This window comes from Afifella sp. JA880, from assembly GCF_025379905.1.
Taxonomy (GTDB): Bacteria; Pseudomonadota; Alphaproteobacteria; order Rhizobiales; family Afifellaceae; genus Afifella; species Afifella aestuarii.
The window spans coordinates 452,798-479,155 of the sequence record NZ_JAOANH010000003.1; the positions used below are offsets into that span (position 1 = coordinate 452,798).

Here is a 26,358-nt window from a genome sequence, read left to right on the forward strand (position 1 = left end):
GTTCGCTCAGTGCCGCTTCATCGAACGCGGGCCGAGCGGGTGATCGGCATGCGGATACGGATGATGATGGTGGTCATGGCCATGACCATGGTCGTGATCGTGGGAATGTCCGTGGTCATGATCATGGCCGTGATGGTGATGCCCATGGTCGTGATCATGCCCATGTCCGTGCGTGTGCGGCTCGTCCTGACAGCGGCCGTTGCAGCTGCCGTCGTCGTTGCACAGATCGCAGGCGGCGCCGACGCCTTCCACATGATGGTGGTGGCTTTCCTGCGGCAGGCCGATCTCCGCTTCGAAGCCCAGGATCTGCTCCCGGTATTTGCACATCTGGCAGTTCATCAGATTGGCGCCGTTCAGGATCTCGTTGACCCGGTCAGCCATGGTCGCGATCACCTGCGGATGGTCGTTGAGATAGCCCGCCTTGAGGAACTCGATCTCCGGATGACGTGCCGCCACGGCATCCGTCGCCATGTAGATGCGGCTGACGAGGACGCCGGTGAAGAGGAAGTACGGGAAGACGATGATGCGCCGGTAGCCGAGCTTGGCCGCATGTTCGAGGCCCGGCTCGACGAGCGGGAACGTAACGCCGGAATAAGCGGTCTCCGCCCAGCCGAAACCGAAGCCTTCCCACAGCATGCGGGTGATCTTGGAGACATTGGAATTGGCGTCGGGATCGGAGGCGCCCCGTCCGACGGCGACGAGAAGCGTCTCATGCAACGGCACGTCGGAGGGCGCCGCGGCGAGAGCTTCCGAGATGCGGTCGGAGGCGGCACGGATCATACGCGGATCGATGCCGAGATCGCGGCCATAATCGATCGGAACGCCGCGCTCGGCCTGATAGGTGTTGAGGACGGAGGGGATGTCGTTCTTGGCGTGACCAGCGGCAAACAGCATGCCTGGAACGGCGAGAATGCGCGTGCAACCGAGATCCACCAGCTTATCGAGGCCGGTGCGCAGAACCGGTTCGGCGAACTCCAGATAACCGTATTCGACCGGCCATTGCGGGAAGAGCTTGCGCGCTTCCGTTGCAAGACGGGCAAATTCGTCGACCGCTGCTTTGTTGCGGCTGCCATGGCCGCAAATCATCAATCCGAGTTTTTCCGACACGCGTTCAATCCTCCGATTTTCGGGTGGCGAGGCGACCGCGCATGGGCGCAAAAGCAGGGAGGAAGCAGGGCTGCGTCACGGCGGGCCTTCACAAAAACGAACGGATGACCCGCCCACAGCGGAGCTGTGGCGCTGGACGGCCCCGGTTTTGGCTCCCGGTAGGGGTCAGCCGCGCCCGAGATCGTTTTCAGCCCTTCGACGGGCGACCATCCCTGAACCGGCTCTAGAGAGCGAAGGAAGGCGCGTCAATCACGGAAGCCTTTTGGCCACTTGCCAGCCGAAAAGTGGACTGCTCTTTTCGACGGAAATAGCTGAAGATAAAAGTGAAATGCTCAAGCTCTCTGCCAATCTCGGATTTTTATGGACAGACCGGCCACTGGAGGAGCGAATCGTCGCAGCGAAAAAGTCAGGTTTCGACGCGGTTGAGTTTCAGTTCCCTTATGACGCGTCACGCGAAACGCTGAGACAGGCGCTTCGCGAAACCGGCCTGCCGCTTCTCGGCCTCAATACGCGAACCGGTAAGGACGGCGACTTTGGGCTTTCCGCACTCCCCGGGCGGGAGAAGGAAGCCCTCGCCGCGATCGATGAGGCGATCGAATGGGCCGTCGATCTCGGCGGCACCTCCGTGCATGTGATGGCCGGCATTGCCGACGACGAAACGCCTGTCCGCCGCTGCAAGGAAGCTTTTGTGAACGCCCTCTCCTATGCCGCGGGTCGGGCGGCGCGGCACGGCCTCACGGTCCTGATCGAACCGATCAACGCGCGCGACGTACCGGGCTATTTTCTGTCATCGAGCGCGGAGGCGGCACGTATCATCGACATGGTGGCGGCCGACAATCTGAAGCTCCAGTTCGACTGCTATCACGCCCAGATCATGGAAGGCGATCTCACCCGCCGCGTCGCTACGCTGATGCCGAAGCTCGGCCACATCCAGATTGCCGGCGTGCCGGGACGCAACGAGCCCGACGAAGGCGAAGTCGCCTATTCCTGGCTTTTGCCGGAGATCGAGCGTCTCGGCTATCAGGGCGCGATCGGCGCCGAATACCGCCCCCGCACGACGGTGGAGGCGGGCCTTTCCTGGATGAAGACCTACCGCGACAGCGCCCGGTAGCGCTCCACCAGGCCGGCGGTGGAGGAATCGAGACCGTCCGTTGTCGCCCCGTCGCGGATAACCGGCAGGAGGTTAGAGGCGAGCGCCTTGCCGAGCTCCACGCCCCACTGATCGAAGGAATTGATGTCCCAGATCGCGCCCATCACAAAGACCCGGTGCTCGTAAAGCGCAATCAGCATGCCGAGGGTGTGCGGATCGAGACGCTTGTAGATGAGCGTGTTCGACGGCCGGTTGCCCGGAAACACCTTGTGCGGGGAGAGCCGGTCGATTTCCGCCGGCGCCATCTTCTGGGATGAAAGCTCCGCGCGCACCTCGTCCTCGGTGCGGCCGAAGGCGAGCGCCTGCGCCTGCGCCAGGCAATTGGCGAGGAGCTTGGCATGATGGTCGCCCATCGCTTCGTTGGGTTCCGCCGCAATCAGGAAATCGACGGGCACGACCTCCGTGCCCTGGTGGATGAGCTGGAAGAAGGCGTGCTGACCGTTGGTGCCCGGCTCGCCCCAGACGACCGGCCCGGTCTGGTAATCAACCGCCTTGCCTCCGCGCGTCACCCGCTTGCCGTTCGATTCCATATCGAGCTGCTGCAGATGCGCGGCGAAACGGCTGAGCCGCTGATCGTAGGGGATCACCGCCTGGGTCGGATAGGCACAGACATTGCGGTGGTAGATCCCGATAAGCCCCATGATGACGGGGAGGTTCTCAGCGAGCGGCGCCGTGCGGAAATGCTCGTCCATCTGCCGCGCGCCGGCGAGAAAGCGTTTGAAGTTCTTGAAGCCGATCGAGATCGCCAGCGGCAGGCCGATCGCCGACCATACGGAATATCGCCCGCCGACCCAGTCCCAGAAACCGAAGACGCGCTCTTCGTCGATGCCGAATTCGCCGACCTTCTTGAGATTGGTGGAAAGGGCGGCGAAATGCGCCGAAACCGCCTCCTCGCCGAGCCGCTCCACGATCCACTCGCGCGCCGAGGCGGCGTTGGTCATCGTCTCGAGCGTCGTGAACGTCTTCGAGGCGATCAGAAAGAGCGTACGCTCCGGATCGAGTTCGGCGAGCGTGTCGTGGATATGCGCCCCGTCGACATTGGAGACGAAATGCACGCGCGGCCCGCCATCGCGGAAGGGCGTAAGAGCCGCCACCGCCATCGCGGGACCGAGATCGGAACCGCCGATGCCGATATTGACGACATCGGTGAAGGCCTTGCCGTTCGCACCCGTAATCTTGCCCGAGCGCACCCCCTCGGCGAATTCGCCCACGCGCTCCAGAACGTCATGCACGCCGAGCATGACATCGACGCCATTGACCTCGACGGAGGCCGATTCCGGCGCCCGCAGGGCGGTGTGCAGCACGGCTCGCTTCTCGGTGAGATTGATGGCCTCGCCGGTGAACATGGCATGCCGCAGCGCCTCCACTTCCGCAGCCTGGGCAAGCGCGATCAGAAGATCGAAGGTCTCCGCGGTGATTCGGTTCTTGGAATAATCGAGCGTGAGATCGCCGAGGCTCGCCGAAAAGCGCTCAAACCGGCCCGGATCCTCCTGGAAAAGCTCGCGCAGATGGCGCGCGGCAAGGCTGCTTTCATGCACCTTCAGGGCTTCAAGCGCTGTCCGGGCGGCAGGCTTCATCGTGTCATTCCTCCGTGAGGGATCTTTCGTGGGGATCTTCAAAAGCGGCGAGAATTTACGCCTTGCGCAGATTGACGGCCTCTCGGGCGAGACTTTCGATCTTCGCCCAATCGCCGGCGGCAATCGCCTCCTTCGGCGCAAGCCAGGAACCGCCCACGCAGGCGACATTGGGAAGCGCGAGATAATCACCGGCATTGCCGGGATTGATGCCGCCCGTCGGGCAGAAACGGATCTCTCCGAGCGGTGAGACGAGAGATTTGAGGTAGGCGGCGCCGCCGGCCGCCTCGGCGGGGAAAAATTTCTGGTGATGGTAGCCGGCTTCCACCAGCGCCATCGCCTCCGACGGCGTGGCGGAACCCGGCAGGCCCGGCAGCACGCAATGGCGCGCGGCTTCCAGAAGCTGCGGGCTCATGCCGGGCGACACCCAGAAGCGCGCGCCGGACCGTTCCGCACGCTTCAGATGGTCGGGGGCGAGAACGGTGCCGACACCGACCGCGACCTCTTCGACCTCCTCCACAATACGCCGCACGGCCTCGAAAGCGGCTTCAGTCCTGAGCGTAATCTCGATCGTGGAAATACCGCCGGCGTGAAGAGCGCGCGCGAGCGGCACGGCAACCTCCGCATCGTCCAGAATGAGAACGGGAACGACGGGCTGTGCGCCGAGAAGGCTTTCGAGTTCTTCGGTCTTGTGATGCATCGTTTCTGGTCTTCTTTCCTGAATTCGCTCAGCCCCCGCTGGCGTGATACCCACGATCTTCGCCTATCTAGGACTTCCTCCAAGAAGGCGAGCGCGACCTCTGCGCACGCCCCCTCTTGTGCGCGTCAAGCGGCCTCGGTGAGCGCGGCGGGACGGATGACCCCTGCCCCCTCTTCGGCATCGCCCGCCATGGAGCGGAAGGCGGCGAAGAGCTCGCGTCCCATGCCGAACTGATTGCCGGAGAGATCGCCCGTCTCGGCCTCCCGCGCCGCCCATTCCGCCTCGTCGACAAGGGCGGAGAGTGTGCCGGCCGTCGCATCGACACGAACGACATCACCGGTTCTGAGCTTTGCGATCGGACCGCCTGAGACGGCCTCCGGTGTGACATGGATGGCGGCAGGCACCTTGCCGGAAGCGCCGGACATGCGCCCATCGGTGACGAGGGCCACTTTGAAACCCCGGTCCTGCAGCACACCGAGTTGCGGCGTAAGCTTATGCAGCTCCGGCATGCCATTCGCCTTCGGCCCCTGGAAGCGCACGACAGCAACGAAATCGCGATCGAGCTCACCCGCCTTGAAGGCCGCAAGGAGATCCTCCTGCGAATGAAACACGATCGCAGGCGCCTCGACGATATGCCGTTCCGGCTTGACGGCGGAAACCTTGATCACGGCGCGGCCGAGATTGCCGGTAAGAAGCTTCAAGCCGCCCGTCACCTGGAAGGGATTGGCAGCGGAGCGCAAAACATTCTCGTCGTGGCTCGTCTCCGGCGCGTCGCGCCAGGTGGCCTCGCCTTCGGCGTCGAGCACCGCCTCGCGGCGATATTGCGAAAGGCCACCGCCGGCGACCGTGCGCACATCCTCGTGCAGAAAGCCTTCATCGAGGAGCGTGCCGATCAGATAGCCCATGCCTCCGGCCGCATGGAAATGGTTCACGTCGGCAAGACCGTTCGGATAGATGCGCGTGACGAGCGGAACGACCTCCGAAAGGGCTGCGAAATCCTCCCAATTGACGACGATTCCGGCGGCCTGTGCCATCGCCACGAGATGCAGCGTGTGATTGGTCGATCCGCCGGTCGCGTGCAGACCGACGATGCCGTTGACGATCGCCTTCTCATCGATGATCTCGCCGACCGGGGTGTAGTCGTTGCCGAGAGCGGTAATGGCGAGCGCGCGCTTCGCTGCCGCGCGCGTCAGCGCGTCCCGCAACGGCGTGTTCGGATTGACGAAGGAGGCCCCGGGCAGGTGCAGGCCCATGATCTCCATCAGCATCTGGTTGGAATTGGCCGTGCCGTAGAAGGTGCAGGTGCCGGGTCCATGGTAGGATTTCGATTCCGACTCCAGAAGCTCCGCGCGCCCGATCTTGCCTTCGGCGTAGAGCTGGCGGATGCGTGCCTTTTCGTCGTTGGGAAGACCCGACGGCATCGGCCCTGCCGGCACGAAAACCGCCGGCAGATGCCCGAAGGACAGCGCCGCGATCGTCAAGCCGGGAACGATCTTGTCGCAAATGCCGAGAAAGACGGCGGCATCGAACATGTTGTGCGACAGCGCGATCCCGGCCGCCATGGCGATGACGTCGCGCGAGAAGAGCGACAGATCCATGCCCGTCTGTCCCTGAGTGACGCCATCGCACATCGCCGGCACGCCGCCCGCGACCTGTGCCACACCGCCCGCCTCGTGCGCCGCCCTGCGGATCACGTCGGGAAAACGCTCGTAAGGCTGATGCGCCGAGAGCATGTCGTTGTAGGCCGTGACGATCGCGAGATTGGGCGTCGTATCGCCGGCGAGCGCCGCCTTGTCGGATGCAGCGCAGGCGGCGAAGCCATGGGCGAGGTTGCCGCACGACAGGGTCTGACGGCGCGGACCCGCATCGCGGGCTTTGTGGATGCGATCGAGATACGCCTGACGCGTTGAGGCCGAGCGCGCCGCGACGCGTTCCGTCACGGCTGCGATTTCGGAGCGAACTGACATAAGAACTCCTTCGCCTTACGGCGCATAGAAGATTTCGGTGGGGACCCGGTCCTGTCTCAAGATAGCGCGGATCGGCATCTCTTCGATGTCGCCGTCAAGGCGCGCTTTGTCGAGGACGGCGCGTTTCTCCTCGCCTTCGATATGCAGGATCAGCGCCTTGGCGGTAAGAAGCCGGGGTAGAGTGAAGGTGATGCGTGGCTCGCCCGCTGCCTCCGCGCGCATCGGCAGGAGCGGCAGCTCCTGCGCCGGATCGATGGCCGCGGCGAGATTGTCTCCAGCCGGGAACCAGGAGGCGGTGTGACCGTCCGATCCCATGCCCATGACGACGACGTCGAAGGTTTCCGGCAATGCTTCGGTTGCAAGCGTCGCCGCACCCACGCCATCCTCCGGCGTGTCTGCCCCCGTATAAAGCGGAATGAAGCGGGCGGCTTTGGCCGGGCCTTTGCCGAAATGCTCGGCCACGAGCCGTGCATTGGACCGCTTGTGCTCCACCGGCACCCAGCGTTCATCGACGAGCGTAACGAGGACTTTCTCCCAAGCGAGCGGACGCTGCGACAGGACCTCGAAAAAGAGCTTGGGCGTGGAGCCGCCGGAGAGTGCCAGGCTCGCCACACCGTTCTTGGCAATGCCTGCGGCAAGTGTGCGCTCCGTGAGGTCGGCAAGACTTTCGGCGAGTGCGTCCCGGTCCTCGAAATTGTGCCAGTTATGCACCATCAATCGGTGTCCTCATGCCAGGTGCGGCCGTCACGCTCGATAAGGGCGATGGCAGCCGACGGTCCCCAGGTACCCGCCGTGTAGGGCACGGGCGGACTGCCGTCCTCGTCCCAGGCATTATGGATCGGATCGGTCCACGCCCAGGCGGCCTCCACCTCATCGCGCCGCATGAACAGCGTCTGGTTGCCGCGAATGACGTCCAGGAGCAGCCGCTCATACGCATCGGGATACCGCTCCTGGAAGGATTCCGCGAAGCTCATATCGAGCGGTACGTAATTGAGCCGCATGCCGCCCGGGCCCGGATCCTTGATCATGATCCACTGCTTCACGCCTTCGTCCGGCTGCAGGCGCAGGACGAGCCGGTTCTGCGAAATGACGCCGGAATCCTTGGGAAAGATGGAGTGGGGGATTGCCCGGAAGGTGATGACGATCTCCGAGACCCGGTCGGCGAGCCGCTTGCCGGTCCTCAGATAGAAGGGCACGCCGGCCCAACGCCAGTTGGCGACCTCGACCTTCAATGCCGCAAAAGTCTCGGTGCGGCTGCGCTTGTCGCCGATCTCCTCCGCATAGGAGGGAACCGCGCCGCCTTCTGCAGCACCGGCGCGGTACTGGCCGCGCACCGTCAGCCGGTCGTAATTCGAGGCATCGATCGGCTTCAGCGCCCGGAGAACCTTGAGCTTCTCGTCGCGGAGCGAATTGGCATCGAAAGAATCGGGCGGCTCCATCGCGACGAGGCACAGAAGCTGGATCATATGGTTCTGCACCATGTCGCGGAGTGCGCCGGACGTGTCGTAATAATCGCCGCGCGAGCCGACCCCGATCGATTCGGCCACCGTGATCTGCACATGATCGATATGGGCAGAGTTCCACAAAGGCTCGAAAAGCGTGTTGGCGAAGCGCAGAGCCATCAGGTTCTGCACCGTCTCCTTGCCGAGATAATGATCGATGCGGAAGACTTGGCTCTCGTGAAAGGCCTGAGCGACGGCATCGTTGACCTTGACCGCAGAGGCGAGATCGCGCCCGACCGGCTTTTCGATAACGACCCGCGAATTGGGCGTCACCAGCCCGTGCTGGGCGAAACGCTGACAAAGATCGTCGAAGAGGTTCGGAGCGACCGCGAGATAGAAGGCACGCACACGCTCTTTGTCGCGATCGAGCTCATCGCGCAGCGCATCCCAGCCCTCGTCCGACAAGGCATCGAGCGAGCGGTATGAGAGCATCCCAAGAAAAGCGTCGAGCGTTTCGCGCGAGCGCTCGCCTTCCGGTACGAACTCCGTCAGCGCCTCTTCCGTCATGGCGCGATAATCATCGTCGCTCATTTTGCGGCGGGAGGCGGCGATGATCCGCCCTTCGGCGGGAATCTGGCCATCGCGCATGCGATGATAAAGGGCAGGAAGGAGTTTGCGGCGGGCGAGATCGCCCGTTCCTCCGAAGACGATATAATCGAAGGGCTCGACCGGGATGACGCGGTAGGTCATGAAGACAGCCTGCAGAGAAGAAAGAAGCGACAACTTGTCCCAGCGTTCCGCCACATTCCCCAGTCTCGGTCAAGGGAGCCCCTCTGGTGCGGGCGGGAGAAGTGGCACGAACTCCGGATCTCCTGGTGCACGTATCGCGGCCGCGGGCGTGAGCAAGACCTTTGCCGACGGCCTCAGCACACTGGAGGCCGTGTCTCTCGAGGTCGAGCCCGGCGAATTCGTCGCGCTTCTCGGCCCGTCCGGCTGCGGCAAGACCACGTTTTTGCGGGTTGCGGCGGGCCTGGAGCCGTTGAGCGAGGGCCGCATCACCGTCGAGCGTGCTGCATCCGATCGGCCCGCCGAGATCGGCTACGTCTTTCAGACGCCGACCTTGATGCCCTGGGCTAGCGTCCTTGCAAATGTCCGCCTGCCGCTCACTTTGCGCAAACAGCCGCGAAAATCAGCCGACGCAGATGCGAAAGCCGCGCTGGCGAATGTCGGCCTCGCCGATTTTGCCGAGGCATTGCCGCGCCAGCTCTCCGGCGGCATGGCGATGCGCGCCTCGCTCGCACGCGCGCTGGTGACGAAGCCAAACCTTCTGCTTCTCGACGAACCGTTTGCGGCGCTCGACGAGATGACCCGTTTTCGCCTCGGCGACGAGCTCATGGCGCTGCAGGCAGAACAGCAGTTCACCGTGCTTTTCGTCACGCATTCCCTGTATGAGGCGGCATTTCTGGCGGACCGCATCGTCGTCTTCTCGCCGCGGCCGGGCCGCATCATCGGTGAGGTGAAAAACGCCGCAGCGCGCCCACGCCGGCCGGACTATCGCACCAGCCAGCCCTTTCAGGAGCTGGTAGAAGAGCTTCGCCGGCTTCTCTCCGGCGACGCGGAGCCTTCATCCTCGCCGCAGAACATGTCGTAGATGACATCGATGAGCCGCCGGGCTCGTCCGGAGGCAAGACTGTAGAAGATCGTCTTTCCCTCGCGGCGGGTTGCCACCAGCCCTTCCAGGCGCAGACGCGCAAGCTGTTGCGATACCGTCGGCTGGCGCAGCGCCAGGAGCGTTTCCAGCTCGGTGACCGATTTTTCGCCGTCGGCCAGATGACACAAGATCATCAGACGGCTCTCATGCGACAGCGCCTTCAGGAAGGCGCTCGCCGCGGCTGCCTTTTCGGCAAGGCTCGGCAGTTCGGGCTCGTCGGTCTCTGTCAGCGTTCTTGCAAGAGGCATTGGGGTCCTGGCCAGCTCTCGTCAGCGATGAGGTCGCGCGCTATGGTCTCTTCGCCCGCGACATCGCAGCGCGGTACCATAACGTTCTCTTGAATCTCTTTTTATCGCCATCAGAGCCATATGTAGAGGAACTTCAAACTTTGCCCAAGCGCTGAATGCGCAGGGCGCAACCTTCGCATCCCAGAGGACAGACCGTGCTCGACATCACCTGGGTCGGCGCCTTTATCGGCGGCCTCTTATCCTTCGTCTCGCCTTGCGTTCTTCCGATCGTTCCGGCCTCGCTGTGCTTTATCGCCGGCGTGTCTCTTGATGAGCTTTCAGGTCAGGGGGACGTTCCTTCAGGCCTGACGCGCAAGGTATTCACCGCCGCCCTCGCCTTCGTGCTGGGCTTCACGACGGTCTTCGTGCTGTTGGGCATGACGGCCTCCGGCATCGGCCGGCTCCTGGCGGAATACAAGGACTGGCTGGCGATCGTGGCAGGCGTCGTCATCATCGGCTTCGGCCTGCATTTTTTGGGGCTTCTCCGCTTCGGTTTCCTCTATCGCGAGGCGCGTTTCCAGGTGCGGGAGAAGCCGCCGGGGCTCTTCGGCGCCTATCTGATCGGCCTTGCCTTCGCCTTTGGCTGGACGCCTTGCGTCGGCCCGGCTCTCGGCACCATCCTCGCCCTTGCCGGACGCGAGGGCTCCGCCCCCGAAGGCGCGCTCCTTCTCTTCATCTACGGCATGGGTATGGGCTTGCCGTTCCTGATTGCGGCGCTCTTCGCCGGCCCCTTCCTGCGCTGGGCCTCCGGCTTCCGCCGCCACATGGCGACGGTGGAAAAGGCGATGGGCGGTCTCCTCGTCCTGACCGGCATTCTCTTCCTGACCGGAGATATGGCGAGCCTGTCTTATTGGCTCCTGGAGACCTTCCCTTCCCTGCAGACGATCGGCTGAGGTCGCCTGCAGCCACCTGACGGCGTCAGCCGTCAGGCCTCCTCTCGCGGAATGAGCGCCCCGCGCACCATGATGACGCGACGCGCCAGGGCCTGTCCCCGTGCAACGGCAATTTCGGGTTCGATCCCCTGCAGGCGGGCGGCGAGATAGGCCGCATTGAAGCTGTCGCCCGCCGCCGTCGTATCGACGGGAACGACCTTGTCGCCGATCGGAACCTCGACCTCACCACCGTCATGGCGCACGAGCACGCCCGCGTCGCCGCGCTTCAGGACGATCTCCTCTGCCCCGAAATCCTGCAGGGCGGCCATGACGTCATCATCGGCATCGAGCTCCCACAACAGCCTTTCATCGTCGCACGACGGCAGAAGCATCGTGGCAAGCGGCAGGAAGCGGCGGAAGACGGAGCGAGCCCGCTCGATATCGCCTGCCCACAAGGCCGGACGATAATTGCTGTCGAAAGCGATTTTCGTTCCCGCCTGCCGCGCGCGTTTCAGCGCGGCCTCGAAACGTTCAAGCCCCGCGTCGGAATAGATGCCGAGCGTGATCCCGGAGAAATAGATCCATTCCGCCGCCTCCATTGCCGCTTCGATACGCGAACTCTCCTCGAGCTCGAAGAGCTGACGGGCCGGTGCGTTCTGCCGCCAATAGAAGAACCGCCGCTCACCGGCCGAATCAGTTTCGATCGCGTAAAGGCCCGGGAGCCGCTCCGGCACACGCAGGACGGCATCGGTGGAAAGACCTTCCACCTGAGCGAGCGAGACAATCGCCCCACTGAACGGGTCATCCCCGCCAAGGGCCGTCGCATAGCCCGTTTTGACCCCCTCTCGGGCGAGATATACGGCCGTATTGAAGGTATCGCCGCCATATTGGATGGCGTAGGAACCCAAGCTAGTTTTGAATAGCTCGATCATGCATTCGCCGATCGACAGCACCCGCACACCCATTTCGATCCTCTTCTCCCCTCCGGCTCCTCGTTTGGCGCCGTCCCCAGAGCTTCCTGAAATCGTTGTGGAATACCAAAGGATTGTCTGACAAGCCCGCCCCTGCCCCCCTAGGCCCCACACCGGCGCAACCAGCGTCTCCCCGATACCGCCGCGCTCTCGCCTCCAGCCTTGGGCCGTTCAAGCGCGAGCGCTTCCCCTATCGCAAATTCATCACCGCGCTCGCTCTCGGTGGCGCGGGGGGCTCGCTCTTTTACTATTTCAGCCTGCCTCTCGCCTGGATGCTCGGGCCGATGACCTTCTGCACCATCGGCGCGCTTTTGAAGGCGCCGATCGCAGCACCCTCCATCGTGCGCCCCCCGATGATCATCATCATCGGCGTTCTGCTGGGATCTGGTTTCCGGCCGGATTTGATGGGACATCTGGCCGACTGGATCCCGACGCTTCTCGGACTTGTCCTGTTCGTCGCCGTCTCTGCGGTCTTGTGCATCACCTATTTTCGCGTCGTGGCAGGCTTCGACTGGGTGACGGCCTATTTTTCCGGCATGCCGGGAGGTCTCGTCGTCATGACGGTGCTCGGAGAAGAGCGCGGCGGTGACGGCGGCATGATCGCGCTCGTCCATGCCGCGCGCATCCTTCTCGTCGTCATGACGCTGCCGTTCCTGGTCGAATGGCTTTCCGGCGAGACGATCACGAGCGGGACGGGCAGCGCGGGAGCCGGGACACCCTTCATCGAGGGAGCCTTCTGGTTCCTCGTCTCGGCCGTCTTGGGCGTCATCATTGGGCGCCTGTTTCGCTTCCCCTCGCCCGAGATGATCGGACCGATGACGGTCAGCGCCGCCATTCATCTCTCCGGCGTCACGCATTTCGTGCCGCCCTATGGGCTCGTCATCGCCGCACAGCTCGTTCTCGGCACGGTCATCGGCTGCCGCTTCCGCTCAACTCCGGCGGCAACAGTGCTGAAGGTGATGCTTCTGTCACTGGGCTCGACCGTCATCCTGCTCACCGTGACCTACGGCTTTGCCTACACGATCGGGCACTTTACGCGTTTCGACGCGCTCGCCTTGATGCTCGCTTATTCGCCCGGTGGCTTGACGGAGATGAGCCTCGTCGCGCTCTCGCTGCAGGTGGAAGTCGCTTTTGTGGCGACGCATCACATCGCCCGGATCTTGATCGTGCTCATCACCTCAAACGCCGCCTTCGGCCTCATCTCGCGGCTCCGCAAGCGCAAGACCTGAGCGTTGGCTCAGCGCGACGAGGCTTCGCGGATCGCCGGGCGCCGCGCCCAGGAACGCCCGGCTACGGCCGCCTCTGCGCCCTGACCGGGCTGGTAGAAGAGATCGACGCCAGGCAGCGCCCCGCGCTCGAGGGCGGCAATCGTTGGCTTGTTGCGCACCAGAAAACTGTCGAATCCACAGCGCAGCATCAGCGGGATCTGATCGATGAGGACGTCGCCGACGGCGCGGATCTCCCCGGAGAATCCGTGACGGGAGCGCAAGATCTGGGCCTTCGAGAACGAGCGTCCATCGGTGAAGGCCGGGAAATCGAGCGCCACGAGCTCGAGGCCTGCCAGATGCGGCACGAGGAGATCGACCGGTTCACCGGCGCCCAGAAGTGCGCCCATCGGAGTGAGGCGGGCCTCCGCCACCACCTCGTCCAGCCGGTCGGCGGGCAGAATGACTTTGTCTTCCGCCACGACGGCCTCATCAGCCTGGAGGAGGCGCCATTCATCAGCGGCAAAGCCGCTCTTGCGCCAAAGGCGCGTCTCATCACTAATGGTCATGTCCTGAGGGCCATTTCTTGAGATTGGTCCGGTCGCCGACCGGCTCGCATCACGGAGCGAGATGGATGCCGCATTCGGTCTTGTCGCGCCCGCGCCAGCGCCCTGCCCTCTCATCCTCGCCCGGCTTGATGCGCGACGTGCACGGCATGCAGCCGATCGACGGATAGCCTTCCGCCACCAGCGGATGGCGCGGCAGGTCGAAACGCTCGAAATAGGCGCGGATATCTTGAGGACCCCAGCCGGCAAGCGGATTGACCTTGAGCCTGGGCCCGTCGACCTCGAAGGCAGGCATGCGCGCCCGGGTGGCGCTCTGGTGGCGCTTGCGGCCGTTCATCCAGGCCGAAAAGGGCTGAAGCGCACCGGCGAGCGGCAGGGTCTTGCGCAAATGGCAGCAGCGATCGGCATCCTGCGAAAACAGCATCCCCACCGGATCTTCGCGTTTGAGATCCTCCGGGTCCGGCTTGATCAGTCGCACGTCCTTGAGACCGAGCGTCTGCGTCAGCGTCTCGCGGTAGCGGTGCGTGGCCGGGAAATGCTTGCCGGTGTCGATGAAGAGCACCGGCGTCGACGGCTCGATCTCCGACAGCATATGCAGCCACACGGCCGATTCGGCGCCGAAGCTCGTCACCGCCGCGATATCGTCGAGATCGAACGCGTCGAGTGCGATGCGCAGGATCTCCTGTGGTGTCGCATCGCCGTAGCGCGCCTCAAGGTCGGCGGCACGCGCGGCGACATCCGCATCGCACGTACGGCGCGGCCCCGCTGATCCTGTTGCAGGCTCAAACGGTCGCATAGAGCGCCTCCTTGAAGGGTTCCTGCCCCAGCCGCCGGTAAGCGGAGAGAAAACTCTCTGTCTCATCCAGCCGAAGATCGAGATACCGATCGACCAGGGTTTCAACTGCATCAACTACCTCCTCGGACGAGAAGCCACGGCCAACGATCTCGCCGATGGTGGTGGTCTCATCGCCCGACCCCCCGAGCGTGATCTGGTAGAATTCCTGGCCCTTCTTCTCCACCCCCAAAATGCCGATATGGCCGACATGGTGGTGGCCGCAGGCGTTGATGCAGCCCGAAATCTTGATCTTCAATTCCCCGATTTGCCGCTGTCTATTTGGATCTCCGAAACGTTTGGAGAGGTTCTGCGCGACCGGAATGGAGCGTGCATTGGCGAGCGCGCAGTAATCGAGCCCCGGGCAGGCAATGATGTCGGTGATCAGCCCGGCATTGCCCTCCGCGAGGCCGATCGCGACAAGTTGATCGTAGACCGCTTTGAGATCGTCGAGCGCGACATACGGCAGGACGAGATTCTGCTCGTGGCTGACACGGATTTCGCTGTGGCCATAACGTTCGGCGAGATCGGCGATCGCATCCATCTGATCGGCGGAAGCATCGCCCGGGACCGCTCCGATCGATTTCAGCGAGATCGTCACGATGGCATGGCCCGGCAGCTTGTGGGCTTCGACATTGCGGTCGACCCAGTCTGCAAAAGCGCGATCTCCCGCGCGCGCCCACTCAAATGCCTCAGAACGCGCCGGACGTGGCTCGAGCGCAGGAGGCGCAAAATAGGCGTCGATCTTGCGAATATCCTCGGCAGGAAGCGCCAGGTCGCTGCCCTGAAGCTCGGCGAATTCGCGCTCGATCTCGCCCTTCAGTTCCTCCGTTCCCGTCTCGTGAACGAGGATCTTGATGCGCGCCTTGTATTTGTTGTCGCGTCGCCCGTGCAGATTGTAGACGCGCAGGATCGCCGTCACATAGGCGAGAAGGTCGGCCTCAGGCAGGAAGTCGCGCACCTTCTTGGCGATCATCGGCGTGCGCCCCTGGCCACCGCCGATATAGACGGCAAAGCCGAGGGCGCCCGATTGGTCCCGCTTCAGCTGGAGACCGATATCGTGCGTCTGTATGGCGGCGCGGTCGCGCTCCGACCCGATGAGGGCGATCTTGAACTTCCGTGGCAGGAAGGAAAACTCCGGGTGGATCGACGACCATTGCCGGAGAATTTCGGCATAGGGCCTGGGATCGGCAACCTCGTCGCCGGCGGCACCAGCGAAATGATCGGCCGTCACGTTGCGGATGCAATTGCCCGAGCTTTGGATGGCATGCATCTCCACGCTCGCGAGGTCGTCGAGGATCGCAGGGACATCGACGAGCCGCGGCCAGTTGAACTGGAGGTTCTGGCGCGTGGTGAAGTGCCCGTAGCCGCGATCATACGTGCGCGCGATATGGGCCAGCATGTGCATCTGCCGCGCCGAAAGGGTGCCGTAGGGAATGGAGATGCGCAGCATATAGGCGTGGAGCTGGAGATAGACGCCGTTCATCAGCCTGAGCGGCTTGAACTCGTCTTCCGAAAGCTCTCCGGACAGCCGCCGCTCCACCTGCCCGCGGAATTGCCGGATCCGCTCCTGGACGAAGCAGTGATCGAATTCATCGTAGCGATACATGAGACTTCCGTTCGCTGAGAAAGAGGAGAGAGCGGCTTAAGCCGCGTCTTCGAAAAGCTTTGTCGGGCGGTCGACCTCAGGCCGGCTTGCATCGAGGCGGCCGGCATCTGGCCGGATGCTCGGGCCCTGCGCCCGGATGCGCTCGCGCAGCCTCACCGGCACGATCTCGCCCTCCGCCTGCGTGACGGCGATTGCGTCCGGACCGACGATCTCCTGGCGTGAGACAGCCGCAGCCGCGTCCGCAAGGCCTTCCGCAACCTTCTCCGGCGCAAAGACTATGGCCGAGTTGATATCTTCAAACCAACGGCCTTCGGCTCCGAGCCAGACGACGGCTCCATCCTCAAGCCGATTGGCGGTGACGACCTGAAGGTCCTGACGCTTGCCGCTCATGCTGCGAGCCTTTCTGAAACGTGGAGGGGTTCGGCCCGATCGAGCCGGGCGGCCGCGACAGCCTCGCCGACAACGACAAGGCTTGGGCCGGAAAGGTCCTCGCGGTCCGCAAGGGCCGGGAGATCATTGAGCGTGCCGACCAGCATGCGCTTGTCGGGCCGGCTCGCATTTTCGACGACGGCAACCGGCGTATCTGCGCTGAGGCCGGCATCGGCGAGCCGCGCTGCGATATCGGCGGCGACGCTTCTGCCCATATAGATCGCAAGCGTCATCCCGCCGGCCGCAAGCCGCGCCCAATCCGGCAATGCCTCGCCATACATGTCGTGACCTGTGGTGAAGACGAGAGACGACGCGGTGCCCCGGAGCGTCAGCGGCAGCTCGAGATCCGCCGCTGCCGCAAGCCCCGCCGTCACCCCGGGGACCACGTCGTGGGCGATGCCCGCAGCGCGGAGCGCCGCGAGTTCTTCGCCCGCGCGACCGAAGACCATCGGATCGCCAGCCTTGAGCCGCACCACACGACGCCCCTCGCGCGCGGCAGCGATCAGCAGGCGATTGATCTCGTCCTGCGATTTCGCGTGGCAGCCCTTCCGCTTTCCGACATTTACGCGCTCCGCATCGCGGCGGCCCTGAGCGATCACAGCCTCCGGCACCAGCGCATCGTGAAAAATGATATCCGCTTCCTGCAGCACACGTTGCGCCCGCAGCGTAAGAAGGTCTTCCGCACCTGGCCCGGCACCGACGAGCGAGACGAAGCCACGGGCGGGCACAGCCGCATGATCGATCAAGCGCTCGGCTTCGCGGACCGCGCCGTCCCGGTCGCCCGCCGAAAACAGAGAGAGCGCCCCGCTGTCGAAGAAACCAGCCCAGAAGCGTCGGCGCGCCACCCCGTCGGACAGCCGCGAACGCACCCGTCCCCGCAGGGAATCGGCGAAGGCGATGAAGCGGCCGTAATCGCGCGGCAGCATCGCCTCGAGGCGCGCCCGCAGCCGCCGCGCGGCCACCGGGGCCGCGCCCGTGGTGGTGATGGCAACGGCGAGAGGCGCCCGGTTGACGAGAGCTGGCGTATAGAAATCGCAGAGTTCGGGACGGTCGACGGCGTTCGCAGGAATGCCCCGCGCCCGGGCCGCCGCGACGACCCGGCGATCCTCCGCCTCTTCGCCCGAGGCGGCAAAGACGAGAACGGCGCCCTCGACATCGGACGCTTCAAAGTCGCGGGAAAGATGGCGGGCGCCCGTCGATACGATGGCCTCCTTCAGCGCCGGTGACAGCTCGGCCGCAACGACGGAGATCTCCGCGAGGCTTTCCCCGAGAAGTCGGACCTTGGCGGCCGCCTCATCGCCGCCGCCAACGACCAGGACACATCTGCCGGCAACCTTGTGGAAGGCCGGGAAGACATGCAGCTTTTCGGACCTGGAGACGACCATGGGATGCCCTTAGAACGAAACGTCGTTCTATAGGATCACGCAAGTTACATCTCTCAAAGCAACGTCTGAGCGATAAATCAGGAAAACAAAGAAACTGGTTCTAACGCGAGGCAATGCAGAGGAAGCCTGTGCGGGTTTCCTCAATATTCGTGTTCGAGCGCGATACCGAGAGCGGAATCGCCTTCCGCCCCGAGCTCGCCGCGCACCTTCACGCCCTTGGTGACATCGAGATTGATCGTCACCTTGGTCGAATCGGCCCCGGCGCCGCTCTGCACGCCGAGATAGATGTTGTCGCTGATGTAGCGCCCAGCCTGAACGGCGGTGTTGCCCTCGCTGTCGGTGACGATGTCGAGATCGTCGAGCCCCGTCGCCTCACGCAGCCGACCGAACAGGCCCGGGCCTTCGGTCAGGCCGCCGAGCTCTGCGGCGGCGGCCGCCAGGCGGGCAATCTGGAAAGGCGACAGATCGGCGAGCGAATGGCCGAAGAGAAGCTGAGCCAGGACTTCATCCTGGGGCAGCTGCGGCACGGACGAGAAGGTCACCGCCGGATCGGAGGCGCGCCCGGAAATCAAGATCGTCACCGTGATATCGCCGCTGTCGGTCGTGGCGGAGAAATCGAGATAGGGATCGAGATCGCCAATGAAATTGACCTCGCCGCTGTCGATGGTGATGCGCTTCGTCAGGATGTCGAGACGCCCGCGGATGAGTTCAAAGCCGCCGGTGGCGACGATATTGGACGTCGAGCCGCGCAACGTCACACGACCGCCGAGCTCGGCATCGAGGCCGCGGCCACGCACGAAGATGCGGTTTGGAGCGTTGATGAGGAGGTCGAGATTGACGCCACCGCCGGTGTCGGCCCCATCGGCTGGCCGCGAACGCGGCATCGCCTGATGCACTGTCCGCAGGATCGCCGCCGTCGCATGGAGATGCTCCACATCGAGGGCGAGCGCCCCGCCCGGCAGGCTTTCGGGAACCGTGATATCGACGCGCTGAAGCCGCACTTCGCCACCGATCGTCGGCCCTGAGAGCGCCGCCCCACGGATCGAAAGATCGGCATCGAAGCGCGCCGTCGCGAGATCGCCATCGGAATAGCGCCCATTGCGCACAGCCAAGGTCAGATCGAGCGGGTAGCCGCCGGAAAGGCCGACGGAGCCCGAGCCCGAAAGCGTGCCGGAGGGCGCGTACTGGGCGTTGAGGCTTTCGACGACGACGCGGTCGCCGGTGAAATTCGCGCGCAGTTGGATGTTGCGCAGAACCGTCCCGGTTTCCGGATCGGCGAAAGTGGCTCCGCTTGTCGTCGCGCTGCCCGAGATCTGCGGCGAGGTGAGCGCGCCGCGCACGCCGACATCGATTTGCGCGCGTCCGCTGAGCGCCGCATCGCGGCTTGCCAGGAATGTATTGACGAGTTCAAGCGGCGCGGTTCCGTTGACCCGGAGATCGAGGCTCTGGCTGCCTGTCACCGCGACGCTGCCGTTGATCGCGAGTTCGACGCCGCTGCCGGTGATGCGGCTGTTCTGCAAGCGGACAGCGCCGTTGTCGTAGGCGCCCGTGGCGGAAAGCGTCAAAGCGCCGAGACCGATGGAGCGCGTCTGCTGGAGCGAGGCGTTCTGCCAGGTGAGATCGAAGCGCGCCGCAGGTGCTTGGAGCGTCCCCCGGGCGCTGGCCGTGCCCGTGATATTCCCTTCGGCGCCGAGATCGGGGCGGATGGCATTGATCGCCGCCGCCGGCAGACTGACGATACGGGCATTCACGTCCATACGGCCCGCACCAGAGACGGGCACGGTGCCCTTGACTTCCAGGCGCTCGCCACGCCGGCCATTGATCGCAGCATCGATATCGACGGAGCCGTCGACGTAATTTCCCTTCGCCGAAATATCGAACGGGCCGGCATTGGCCTGCCGAACCGGGGCGGCCGTCGCGCCGCGCCAGGTGACGTCGAAGGCGGGTTCCGGTCGAGCCGACGTTCCCTTGACCTTCGCCTGACCGGAGATGGTGCCGGCGAGATCGAGATCGGGCGCAAAAGCGTTGACGACCGCCGCATTGACCGCATCGAGCACGACCTGGAGATCGAGCTCGTTGCCGGCCGAGCCATTGACGGTCAATTGGCCGCCGCCCGCGGCAAGCGCCAGATCGTCGATGCCGACCGTACCGTTTTCGAGGACGATGCGCGACGGACGTTGCAGCTCGGCGGCCACGCCCTGATGCGAGAAGGAGAGAGTCTCGAGATTGACGGAAAAACCCTTGTCGATTGGCTGAAGTTGGCCGGCCAGCCGCCCTCCGCCATCCGCAGTATCGGCAGTCACCCGGAAATCCGTGTTGCCTTCCGTCTGCTCAGCGGTTCCTTCCAGGCTGCGCACATCGAAACCGCCGGCGCGGATGCCGCGAAAATCGAACATGCCCTGGAGCGCAGGCGCCTGAAGCAGGTTTTCGCCCGACAGGTCGATGCGCCCCGAGGTGACCGAGGCCTGCTCCAGTTTCAGATTGTCGATGGTCCCGGAAACCCGCGCATCCTGCTGACCCTCGTCGGAGGAAAGCGCAATATCGAGATCGACGGCGCCTTCCGCTTCCATAAGGAAGAGGGGCGCGATCGCGGCGATGTTCGGCGCATCGAGGCTGAGATCACCGGAGACGAGGCCATCGGCACGCATCGCAGCATCGCCGGCGAGCTTTGCCGCCCCCGCCGTGACCAGAAGATCCTGCAGCTGCCGGACCCCGCCCTCGAGCGAGGCGATGCGCCCCGACCCGTCGATCGGCACGCCCCCGAGATTGCCGGCAAGCGAGAACTCACCGTCGACCTTGCTGCCTGCAACCGTGCCGTTGAAGCTCGCCTTGGCGCCGGTGAGCCGCTTGTCCATCATGACGAGATTGTCGCCCGTCGCCGTCGCGGAAATCTGGGGCGCCGCCTGCGTGCCGGAAACATCGACGACGAGGCGTGCCGCGCCCTTCGCACGATCTGTGGCGCGAGCGAGGTCGTCGATCTCGGCCCGCAGCGCGAGATCGACGGTGTCCGCAGCATAGCTGCCGTCCGCAGTCAGGGCGAGGGCGTCGGAGTTCAGGTGAAGATCGCGGAAGGCGAAGCCGCCGGTCTCGTTGCGCGCCACACCACCTTCGAGGCGCACCGGGCCGATGAGAAGGGCATCGAGAGGGGCGATACCCACGCCGAGCCCTCGGCCGTTCGCGCCGACGGTCAGATCGAAGCCCATCGATTTGAGGTCGACGCTGCCATTGGCGTCGACATCGACGGCACCGGCGAGATCCTGCCCGGCGAGGCCGGAGAAGCGAGAAAGATCCGCGGTCGATAAAGCGGCGCGGCCGAGGATCGAGCGCAGCGACGCCGCGCCGGTAAAGCTCGCTTCGGTGTTTCCGGCGACAACGCGGCTTTCTTCCACGCGCACCGGCGAGCCCGCCTGCCAGCTGCCTTTGGCGTTCAGGCTGATCGCCTGCCCGACGGCCTGCGCAAGAGCGCGGTCGCGGGGCTCGATCCCCTCCGCCTGCCCTTGGACATCGAAGGTCGCCTGGCGCCCCTGCGGATCGCCGAGCGACTGCGCCTGGCCGGAGCCGCGGAGGTTGAGGCTCGCGAGATTGCCTTGCGGATGCGTGACGTTCCTGGCAGCAATTTCGGCCTGCCAGCTCTTCTCGTCATCCCCGCTCAGCGAAGCCGTGAGGGTGAGCCCGCCGATCGACGCCTCGCCATTGTAACCCGGCAGCGCGAGGGGAGCCGACTGTCCCTCATTGACGCTGAGGTCGACCTCGCCCTGGCTCGGAAAGCCATCGGCCGCAAGTTCAGCGGTGGCGGAAAGGTTGACCCTTTGGCTTTGAAGATCGACGCGACGGATGCTGATCCGGCCATCGTCGCTGCGCAACACGTCGACGGCAAGCTGGCTCTCTCCCGAAAGGAGCTGGGCGCTGTCACCGGTTGCAATCCCTGAAAGCGAGCCGGAGAGGTTGGCCGTGATGTGGTAGGCCTCATCCTGACGTTGAACGGCAGCCTGACCTTTGATTTTCTCCTCGCCCTTGGCGCTCAGCGCGATCTGGGCGGTGAAATCGTTGAGAGGGCCTTCGCCGTCGATCGCGAACGCAAGCGGCGGCGCGCCGGGGATCCCGGCTGCCGTGCTGACGAGACCGCCGGCCGGCTCATCGAAGCTCGCCTCGATGTCGAGAACGTTCTGGCCAGGGACGAGGCTGAAACGGGCATTGAAGCTGCCGCCCGGATCGTCTTGGCGCTCGACCTGGAGCGAGGCCGATGTTTCGTCTGAGGTAACGGCCGCAGCCCCCTTCAGGCTGAGGTCGGCTTCCTGTCCGATGACGGGCGCCCCGAGATGAATCTGCGGGATGGCGATCTCATCGATTTTGACGTCGATCGGCAGAGAAAACCCCCCGCCGCCGGAATCGGAGGAAGGCGCTGTTTCCGGCCCGGGATTGGGCTTACGGGCAACATTGAGGGAGGCGGCATTGAGGCTGTCGATGTCGAGGCGACCGCGCAGGAGTGCGCTCCGGTTCCAGGAGACGGAGACATCCTGCAGCGTCAGCCAGGGACCGGCATCGTCGGAGACGGTGAGCGAGGCGATCGACGGGTTCGAGGAGAGAGTTCCGCTGATGGCGCCGATAGAGATCTGCCGCCCAGGAGCGGAGAGCTTGCTCTCCAGAAAATTCTGCAGCCAGGATTTGTCGTTCTCTTGCGCCAGAGCGAGGGGGACGCCGAGGCTCACGGCGCCGATCGTGCCCGCAAGGGCCAGAGAAGCAAGAAGGGTGGTCCGTTTCTTCATCAGAAGGCCTGCCCGATGCCGACATAGATGGCGTAATCGGAATCGTCCTTGCCGGCATCGAGCGGCATTGCCACGTCGACCCGGATCGGCCCGAGACCGGTGTAGTAGCGAAGGCCGAGGCCGACGCCGATCTTCAGATCTTCGGAGAAATCGGGAATGGCGTCCTCACTGACGGTTCCGATGTCGACGAAAGGCACGAGGCCGATCGAATCGGTGACGCGCGCACGAAATTCGAGTGAGCCTTCCAGGAGCGACTTGCCGCCCGTGGTCTCGCCGTTCGGCAGATCGACGCCGATCGTCTCGTAGCTGTAGCCGCGCACCGATCCGCCGCCACCAGCAAGGAACCGCCGGCTCGCCGGCAAATCGTCGATCGATGGGCCGACGACGTTGCCCGCTTTGGCACGGGCCGCCACCACGTAATAGCCGCGGCGGTCGAAACTGTAATAGGCCGCGAGCTCCGCTTCAGACCGCAGCGCCGGATATTCCTCGTAGAACTCGTAAAACGGCTCGCCCGACAGCGTCGCGTGAATGCCTTCGGCCGGATCGAGCTTGTTGTCACGGCTGTCGTATTCGAGCTTCGTCGGCAGGGAGGCGATCAGATAATGATTGATGCCGAGCGCATCCTCGATGCGCGAGCGCTCCAGCTTCACCGCCGTATCGAGGCTGAGATCTTCGGTAAAGCGGTGCGTGAGGCCGACCTGACCGGAGATGCTCTGCTCTTCGTAGGTGTCGTTGTCTTCCCGCTTGGCGGTGACATTGGTGACGAGATCGGTGTCCGGAGTGATGATGCCCGGCCGGGTGAAGGTCGTGGCGAGCATGTAATCGAAATTCTCGTAATCGGCGCCGTCGATCCCCGAGACGCTGCCTTCGATGCGAAGCCGCTCGGCGTGACCGAAGAGATTCCGGTGGACCCAATAGGCGCCGAGCGTCGCACCATCGATGGTGGAGTATTTCGCCTCTCCGCCGATCAGTCGGCGCTTGCGTTCCGCCACCTGGACGGAGAGAGGCAGGAAACCGTCGGACCCGACGGCCTCGGCCTCCTGAATGGTGATCGAGCGGAATACCTCGAGCCGACGCAAGCGCTCGCGCGCCCGGTTGATCCGGTCAGGGTTGTACTCTTCTCCGCCCTTGATGCCGGTCATGTAGCCGACGAAGCCGGGATCCATACGCTCCGTCCCGCTGACGCTCACGTGACCGAGGCGGGCGTAGGGTCCGGTATCGACAGCCAGGCGGACATCGACGGTGCGCGTCGCGTGATCGGCAACGATCTCACGCTCGACCTTCACCTTGGGATATCCGAACTGCTTCCAGGCGTTGGTCAGGCTCGTTTCCGACTTCAGAATGGCGCCGGATTCCGCCGCCGCGCCCTGGGTCAGGCCGAGCTCCTGAGGCGTATCGATCCGGTGCGTCTTGCGCGTATTGAAATCTGGCGGATTGACGATGTCGATCGCGGCGAAGTGATAGACCGGGCCTGGATCGACAGTGACTGTCACCGGGACATCGGCCGGCAGCGTCACGTCCGGCGTGATCTGCTCGACGGGCCGTCCGCCGATCGTGATGGCGATGACGCCGCCATAACGCCCACGCGCATAGAGAGCGGTCAGAATGCGGGCGTAATCTCCGCGCGCACGCGACACGAGACCGGCGGTGCCTGCCGCGGGCTCCTCGCGCTTCCCATAGAGCTGCGAGGCGTTCTCGATTCGATCGCCGATGTCATCGTCGTCCGGGCTGACATTGAGCGTGAGGGTATAGGTTTGCGGCTCGAGAACCGTCTCGTCCGGCTCCTTGTCACCCCAAAGATGATAGCCGAACAGCTCGATGGCCTGTGCGGCGGGAGCCTGAAAGACAAGAAACGCGCATCCAGCCATGAGGCCGACACGCGCTGCTCGCTTCAGAACGAAGCGGGACGGAAGGCCCAGCCGCGGGCACGACGTCAAATATGTATTCCCGACATGCACTTTGCGCTCGACCCCGAACTCGCCCCGCGCCCGCCACGCCGAAGAAAACTAGACGATCCAAGATGATGGCGACAGCTATCCCCGGAAGGCTTTCAAGAAGTGTGACCCATTCGCCGCACCCGCTGTGGGTGCAAGCCCGCCCAATAGGCCAACAAGATGATTAATTTTCTCACAATCACCAAGGTGAAAGGCTCAAGCCGGGGACACCGGCACCAGCCTCAGCCCATCCCGGCATGCTTCTTGTGAGAGGCCGGACGCGTTCCCATATTCCGATTGCGTCCGGCACGCCGTTTCGGGTCCGGCCGCGAGGTCGCTTCAAAGAAGGACACGGCCGCACAGGCGGCCGTAAAGGAGTACGAGATGACGGATTGCGAACAGCACAAGGCAGACACTGCCGCATTCGCGCAGTTCGGAGGCGGCGAAATCGCCTATGTCCGGCCGGTGAAGTCGGATGATGTGGCGAGCCTCTTCCCCTCCGCCCCTGAGCTTGCGCCGGGGCTCGAGCTTTGGGCTCTTTTGACGGCTGATGGAACGCCGATCCTGTTGACGGATTCGCGCGCCGCCGCCCTCGCCAACGCCCGCAGCAACGATCTGGAGCCGCTCAGCGTCCACTGACGCTTCGCCGTTCGCTTCGAGGCCTAATGCCCGAACAGGCCGCCCTCAGGCGGCGCTTTGGGACGACGTGCTGCGGTCAACCAGAAGCGAATAGATTGCGTCTGGGTCGGTGGTGGCACGGAGTTTCGCTGCCACCTGACCGTCCCGCAGCACGCGGGCGATACGAGCCAACGCCTTCAAATGGTCGGCCCCGGCACCTTCCGGGGCCAACAGCAGGAACACGAGATCGACCGGCTGATCATCGAGCGATTCGAAATCGACCGGCTTCGACAGCCGCGCGAACACGCCGGTGATCTTGTCGATCTGCCGGGGCTTGCCGTGCGGAATGGCAACCCCCTGCCCGACACCCGTCGAACCGAGCCGCTCGCGCTGCAGGATGGTGTCGAACAATTCGCGTTCCGACAGACCCGTCAGGCGCGCGGCCTTGGCGCAGAGATCCTGAATGACCTGCTTCTTGCTGACGGCCTTGAGGTTCGGCACCACTGCTTCAGGCTTCAGGAGGTCGCTAAGATCCATGAGGATTCACCAAGATTGATCGCCGGGGTGCACCACGCCCCGATCAGCTTCCGCCGCTGTTCGGTTCGGAAGGCTCGTTCAAGACGGGATCGATCCAGCCGAAATGGCCATCGGGCCGACGATAAACGACGTTGAGACCGCCGTGGGAATGGTTGCGGAAGACGACGACCGGGGCGTCCGTCATATCGAGCTGCAACACCGCGGAGCTGACCGTCATGCGGCGGATCTCCGTCGTCGTCTCAGCAACGATTGCGGGCGCGTATTCCTCGCCAATCTCTTCCTCTTCATCCGGGGGTTCGATGATGAAGGCGTTTGCAGCCGCGCCGGCTAGCTTGTGGCTCGGCTTGCCCTTATGGTCCTTGATGCGCCGCTTGTAGCGTCGCAGACGCTTCTCCAGCCGCTCCGCCGCCGCATCGAAACCGTCATTGGCGTCAGCACTGGTGCTGCTCGCCTCGAAGACGGCACCGGAATCGAGATGCACGGAACAATCTGTGTGGAAGTTGCGGCCGTTCTTGGCCACCACGACGTGGCCGGCATAGCCACCGTCGAAATACTTCTTCACCGCTGCCTCGACGGTCTCTTCGATCCGAGATCGCAGAGCCTCGCCGATATCGACGTTTTTGCCGGATATCTTCAATGCCATCGCTAAGAAAGGTCCAGTTGAAAGGGCTCAATGGCCCGGATGCATACAAGCGT

22 protein-coding genes are annotated in these 26,358 nt (G+C 64.1%); 5 read left to right on the top strand and 17 right to left on the bottom strand.

Translation table 11 applies throughout. The features are described from left to right. Window positions 1-6: 6 nt before the first annotated feature. Entirely contained in the window at window positions 7-1,086 is a 1,080-nt protein-coding gene (locus NYQ83_RS15160) for a sirohydrochlorin chelatase (protein WP_261216203.1), read from the bottom strand. A 349-nt stretch (window positions 1,087-1,435) separates the two neighbouring features. Here NYQ83_RS15160 and NYQ83_RS15165 point away from each other — a divergent pair, with 349 nt between their 5' ends. Continuing rightward, window positions 1,436-2,218: a hydroxypyruvate isomerase family protein gene (locus NYQ83_RS15165; RefSeq protein ID WP_261215662.1), complete on the top strand. Its 783-nt coding sequence runs from the start codon at window positions 1,436-1,438 to the stop codon at window positions 2,216-2,218. Here the strand turns inward: NYQ83_RS15165 and pgi are convergent. The 5 genes from pgi to zwf all read right to left on the bottom strand — a co-directional run bounded on the left by pgi (window position 2,197) and on the right by zwf (window position 8,690). Further along, window positions 2,197-3,834, bottom strand: coding sequence for a glucose-6-phosphate isomerase (gene pgi, locus NYQ83_RS15170; protein WP_261215663.1), 1,638 nt, complete (start codon window positions 3,832-3,834; stop codon window positions 2,197-2,199). The two genes, NYQ83_RS15165 and pgi, sit on opposite strands and share 22 nt — an antisense overlap. 55 nt (window positions 3,835-3,889) lie before the next feature. Next, the gene (eda, locus tag NYQ83_RS15175; RefSeq protein WP_261215664.1) at window positions 3,890-4,531 is read right to left on the bottom strand and encodes a bifunctional 4-hydroxy-2-oxoglutarate aldolase/2-dehydro-3-deoxy-phosphogluconate aldolase; all 642 of its coding nucleotides are present in this window, start codon (window positions 4,529-4,531) and stop codon (window positions 3,890-3,892) included. 125 nt (window positions 4,532-4,656) lie between these two features. Further along, entirely contained in the window at window positions 4,657-6,498 is a 1,842-nt protein-coding gene (gene edd / locus NYQ83_RS15180) for a phosphogluconate dehydratase (protein ID WP_261215665.1), read from the bottom strand. Between the two features lie 15 nt (window positions 6,499-6,513). Continuing rightward, window positions 6,514-7,212: a 6-phosphogluconolactonase gene (pgl, locus tag NYQ83_RS15185; RefSeq protein WP_261215666.1), complete on the bottom strand. Its 699-nt coding sequence runs from the start codon at window positions 7,210-7,212 to the stop codon at window positions 6,514-6,516. Then, a complete protein-coding gene (gene zwf, locus NYQ83_RS15190; protein ID WP_128290539.1) occupies window positions 7,212-8,690 on the bottom strand; it encodes a glucose-6-phosphate dehydrogenase in 1,479 nt (492 codons plus the stop codon). The genes pgl and zwf overlap by 1 nt, the downstream gene beginning before the upstream one ends. A 148-nt stretch (window positions 8,691-8,838) precedes the next feature. Here zwf and NYQ83_RS15195 point away from each other — a divergent pair, with 148 nt between their 5' ends. Continuing rightward, window positions 8,839-9,591: an ABC transporter ATP-binding protein gene (locus tag NYQ83_RS15195; protein WP_246008327.1), complete on the top strand. Its 753-nt coding sequence runs from the start codon at window positions 8,839-8,841 to the stop codon at window positions 9,589-9,591. Here NYQ83_RS15195 and NYQ83_RS15200 read toward each other — a convergent pair. Further along, entirely contained in the window at window positions 9,513-9,899 is a 387-nt protein-coding gene (locus NYQ83_RS15200; RefSeq protein ID WP_128290537.1) for an ArsR/SmtB family transcription factor, read from the bottom strand. The genes NYQ83_RS15195 and NYQ83_RS15200 overlap by 79 nt on opposite strands. Window positions 9,900-10,093: 194 nt before the next feature. On the opposite strand from NYQ83_RS15200, the gene NYQ83_RS15205 reads away from it, so the two are divergent. Then, window positions 10,094-10,831, top strand: a complete 738-nt coding sequence (locus NYQ83_RS15205) for a cytochrome c biogenesis CcdA family protein (protein WP_234630112.1) — start codon at window positions 10,094-10,096, stop codon at window positions 10,829-10,831. A gap of 32 nt (window positions 10,832-10,863) precedes the next feature. On the opposite strand, the gene NYQ83_RS15210 is transcribed toward NYQ83_RS15205, so the two are convergent. Further along, window positions 10,864-11,775 carry a sugar kinase gene (locus tag NYQ83_RS15210; protein WP_261215667.1) on the bottom strand — a complete coding sequence of 304 codons (912 nt, stop codon included), beginning with the start codon at window positions 11,773-11,775 and terminating at the stop codon, window positions 10,864-10,866. Between the two features lie 80 nt (window positions 11,776-11,855). Here NYQ83_RS15210 and NYQ83_RS15215 point away from each other — a divergent pair, with 80 nt between their 5' ends. Continuing rightward, the gene (locus NYQ83_RS15215) at window positions 11,856-13,010 is read left to right on the top strand and encodes an AbrB family transcriptional regulator (protein WP_261215668.1); all 1,155 of its coding nucleotides are present in this window, start codon (window positions 11,856-11,858) and stop codon (window positions 13,008-13,010) included. Between the two features lie 8 nt (window positions 13,011-13,018). Here the strand turns inward: NYQ83_RS15215 and NYQ83_RS15220 are convergent, their stop codons facing one another. The 7 genes from NYQ83_RS15220 to NYQ83_RS15250 form a co-directional block, all read right to left on the bottom strand. Beyond that, window positions 13,019-13,555 carry a DUF934 domain-containing protein gene (locus NYQ83_RS15220; RefSeq protein ID WP_261215670.1) on the bottom strand — a complete coding sequence of 179 codons (537 nt, stop codon included), beginning with the start codon at window positions 13,553-13,555 and terminating at the stop codon, window positions 13,019-13,021. Window positions 13,556-13,604: 49 nt separating this feature from the next. Beyond that, window positions 13,605-14,348 (bottom strand): phosphoadenylyl-sulfate reductase, encoded by a 744-nt coding sequence (locus tag NYQ83_RS15225; protein ID WP_261215671.1) that lies wholly within the window; start codon window positions 14,346-14,348, stop codon window positions 13,605-13,607. Then, the gene (locus tag NYQ83_RS15230) at window positions 14,335-15,993 is read right to left on the bottom strand and encodes a nitrite/sulfite reductase (protein ID WP_261215672.1); all 1,659 of its coding nucleotides are present in this window, start codon (window positions 15,991-15,993) and stop codon (window positions 14,335-14,337) included. The genes NYQ83_RS15225 and NYQ83_RS15230 overlap by 14 nt, the downstream gene beginning before the upstream one ends. 36 nt (window positions 15,994-16,029) lie before the next feature. Continuing rightward, window positions 16,030-16,383, bottom strand: coding sequence for a DUF2849 domain-containing protein (locus NYQ83_RS15235; protein ID WP_261215673.1), 354 nt, complete (start codon window positions 16,381-16,383; stop codon window positions 16,030-16,032). After that, entirely contained in the window at window positions 16,380-17,807 is a 1,428-nt protein-coding gene (gene cysG, locus NYQ83_RS15240) for a siroheme synthase CysG (RefSeq protein ID WP_261215674.1), read from the bottom strand. The genes NYQ83_RS15235 and cysG overlap by 4 nt, the downstream gene beginning before the upstream one ends. 140 nt (window positions 17,808-17,947) lie before the next feature. Further along, entirely contained in the window at window positions 17,948-22,573 is a 4,626-nt protein-coding gene (locus tag NYQ83_RS15245; RefSeq protein WP_261215675.1) for a translocation/assembly module TamB domain-containing protein, read from the bottom strand. Further along, a complete protein-coding gene (locus tag NYQ83_RS15250; RefSeq protein WP_261215676.1) occupies window positions 22,573-24,441 on the bottom strand; it encodes an autotransporter assembly complex protein TamA in 1,869 nt (622 codons plus the stop codon). Before NYQ83_RS15250 ends, NYQ83_RS15245 begins: the two co-directional genes overlap by 1 nt. A gap of 450 nt (window positions 24,442-24,891) precedes the next feature. On the opposite strand from NYQ83_RS15250, the gene NYQ83_RS15255 reads away from it, so the two are divergent. After that, complete coding sequence (locus tag NYQ83_RS15255; protein ID WP_092812941.1) at window positions 24,892-25,146, top strand: DUF1150 family protein; 255 nt, start codon at window positions 24,892-24,894, stop codon at window positions 25,144-25,146. A gap of 45 nt (window positions 25,147-25,191) precedes the next feature. On the opposite strand, the gene ptsN is transcribed toward NYQ83_RS15255, so the two are convergent. After that, window positions 25,192-25,662 carry a PTS IIA-like nitrogen regulatory protein PtsN gene (gene ptsN / locus NYQ83_RS15260; protein WP_092812938.1) on the bottom strand — a complete coding sequence of 157 codons (471 nt, stop codon included), beginning with the start codon at window positions 25,660-25,662 and terminating at the stop codon, window positions 25,192-25,194. A 43-nt stretch (window positions 25,663-25,705) separates the two neighbouring features. Next, complete coding sequence (gene hpf, locus NYQ83_RS15265) at window positions 25,706-26,305, bottom strand: ribosome hibernation-promoting factor, HPF/YfiA family (protein WP_234630102.1); 600 nt, start codon at window positions 26,303-26,305, stop codon at window positions 25,706-25,708. Between the last annotated feature and the right edge of the window lie 53 nt (window positions 26,306-26,358).

Coding starts and splice junctions, on each gene's coding strand:
- NYQ83_RS15160 (WP_261216203.1), bottom strand. CDS start 1,086: ATGATTTGCGGCCATGGCAGCCGCAACAAAGCAGCGGTCGACGAATTT.
- NYQ83_RS15165 (WP_261215662.1), top strand. CDS start 1,436: ATGCTCAAGCTCTCTGCCAATCTCGGATTTTTATGGACAGACCGGCCA.
- pgi (WP_261215663.1), bottom strand. CDS start 3,834: ATGAAGCCTGCCGCCCGGACAGCGCTTGAAGCCCTGAAGGTGCATGAA.
- eda (WP_261215664.1), bottom strand. CDS start 4,531: ATGCATCACAAGACCGAAGAACTCGAAAGCCTTCTCGGCGCACAGCCC.
- edd (WP_261215665.1), bottom strand. CDS start 6,498: ATGTCAGTTCGCTCCGAAATCGCAGCCGTGACGGAACGCGTCGCGGCG.
- pgl (WP_261215666.1), bottom strand. CDS start 7,212: ATGGTGCATAACTGGCACAATTTCGAGGACCGGGACGCACTCGCCGAA.
- zwf (WP_128290539.1), bottom strand. CDS start 8,690: ATGACCTACCGCGTCATCCCGGTCGAGCCCTTCGATTATATCGTCTTC.
- NYQ83_RS15200 (WP_128290537.1), bottom strand. CDS start 9,899: ATGCCTCTTGCAAGAACGCTGACAGAGACCGACGAGCCCGAACTGCCG.
- NYQ83_RS15210 (WP_261215667.1), bottom strand. CDS start 11,775: ATGGGTGTGCGGGTGCTGTCGATCGGCGAATGCATGATCGAGCTATTC.
- NYQ83_RS15220 (WP_261215670.1), bottom strand. CDS start 13,555: ATGACCATTAGTGATGAGACGCGCCTTTGGCGCAAGAGCGGCTTTGCC.
- NYQ83_RS15225 (WP_261215671.1), bottom strand. CDS start 14,348: ATGCGACCGTTTGAGCCTGCAACAGGATCAGCGGGGCCGCGCCGTACG.
- NYQ83_RS15230 (WP_261215672.1), bottom strand. CDS start 15,993: ATGTATCGCTACGATGAATTCGATCACTGCTTCGTCCAGGAGCGGATC.
- NYQ83_RS15235 (WP_261215673.1), bottom strand. CDS start 16,383: ATGAGCGGCAAGCGTCAGGACCTTCAGGTCGTCACCGCCAATCGGCTT.
- cysG (WP_261215674.1), bottom strand. CDS start 17,807: ATGGTCGTCTCCAGGTCCGAAAAGCTGCATGTCTTCCCGGCCTTCCAC.
- NYQ83_RS15245 (WP_261215675.1), bottom strand. CDS start 22,573: ATGAAGAAACGGACCACCCTTCTTGCTTCTCTGGCCCTTGCGGGCACG.
- NYQ83_RS15250 (WP_261215676.1), bottom strand. CDS start 24,441: ATGGCTGGATGCGCGTTTCTTGTCTTTCAGGCTCCCGCCGCACAGGCC.
- NYQ83_RS15255 (WP_092812941.1), top strand. CDS start 24,892: ATGACGGATTGCGAACAGCACAAGGCAGACACTGCCGCATTCGCGCAG.
- ptsN (WP_092812938.1), bottom strand. CDS start 25,662: ATGGATCTTAGCGACCTCCTGAAGCCTGAAGCAGTGGTGCCGAACCTC.
- hpf (WP_234630102.1), bottom strand. CDS start 26,305: ATGGCATTGAAGATATCCGGCAAAAACGTCGATATCGGCGAGGCTCTG.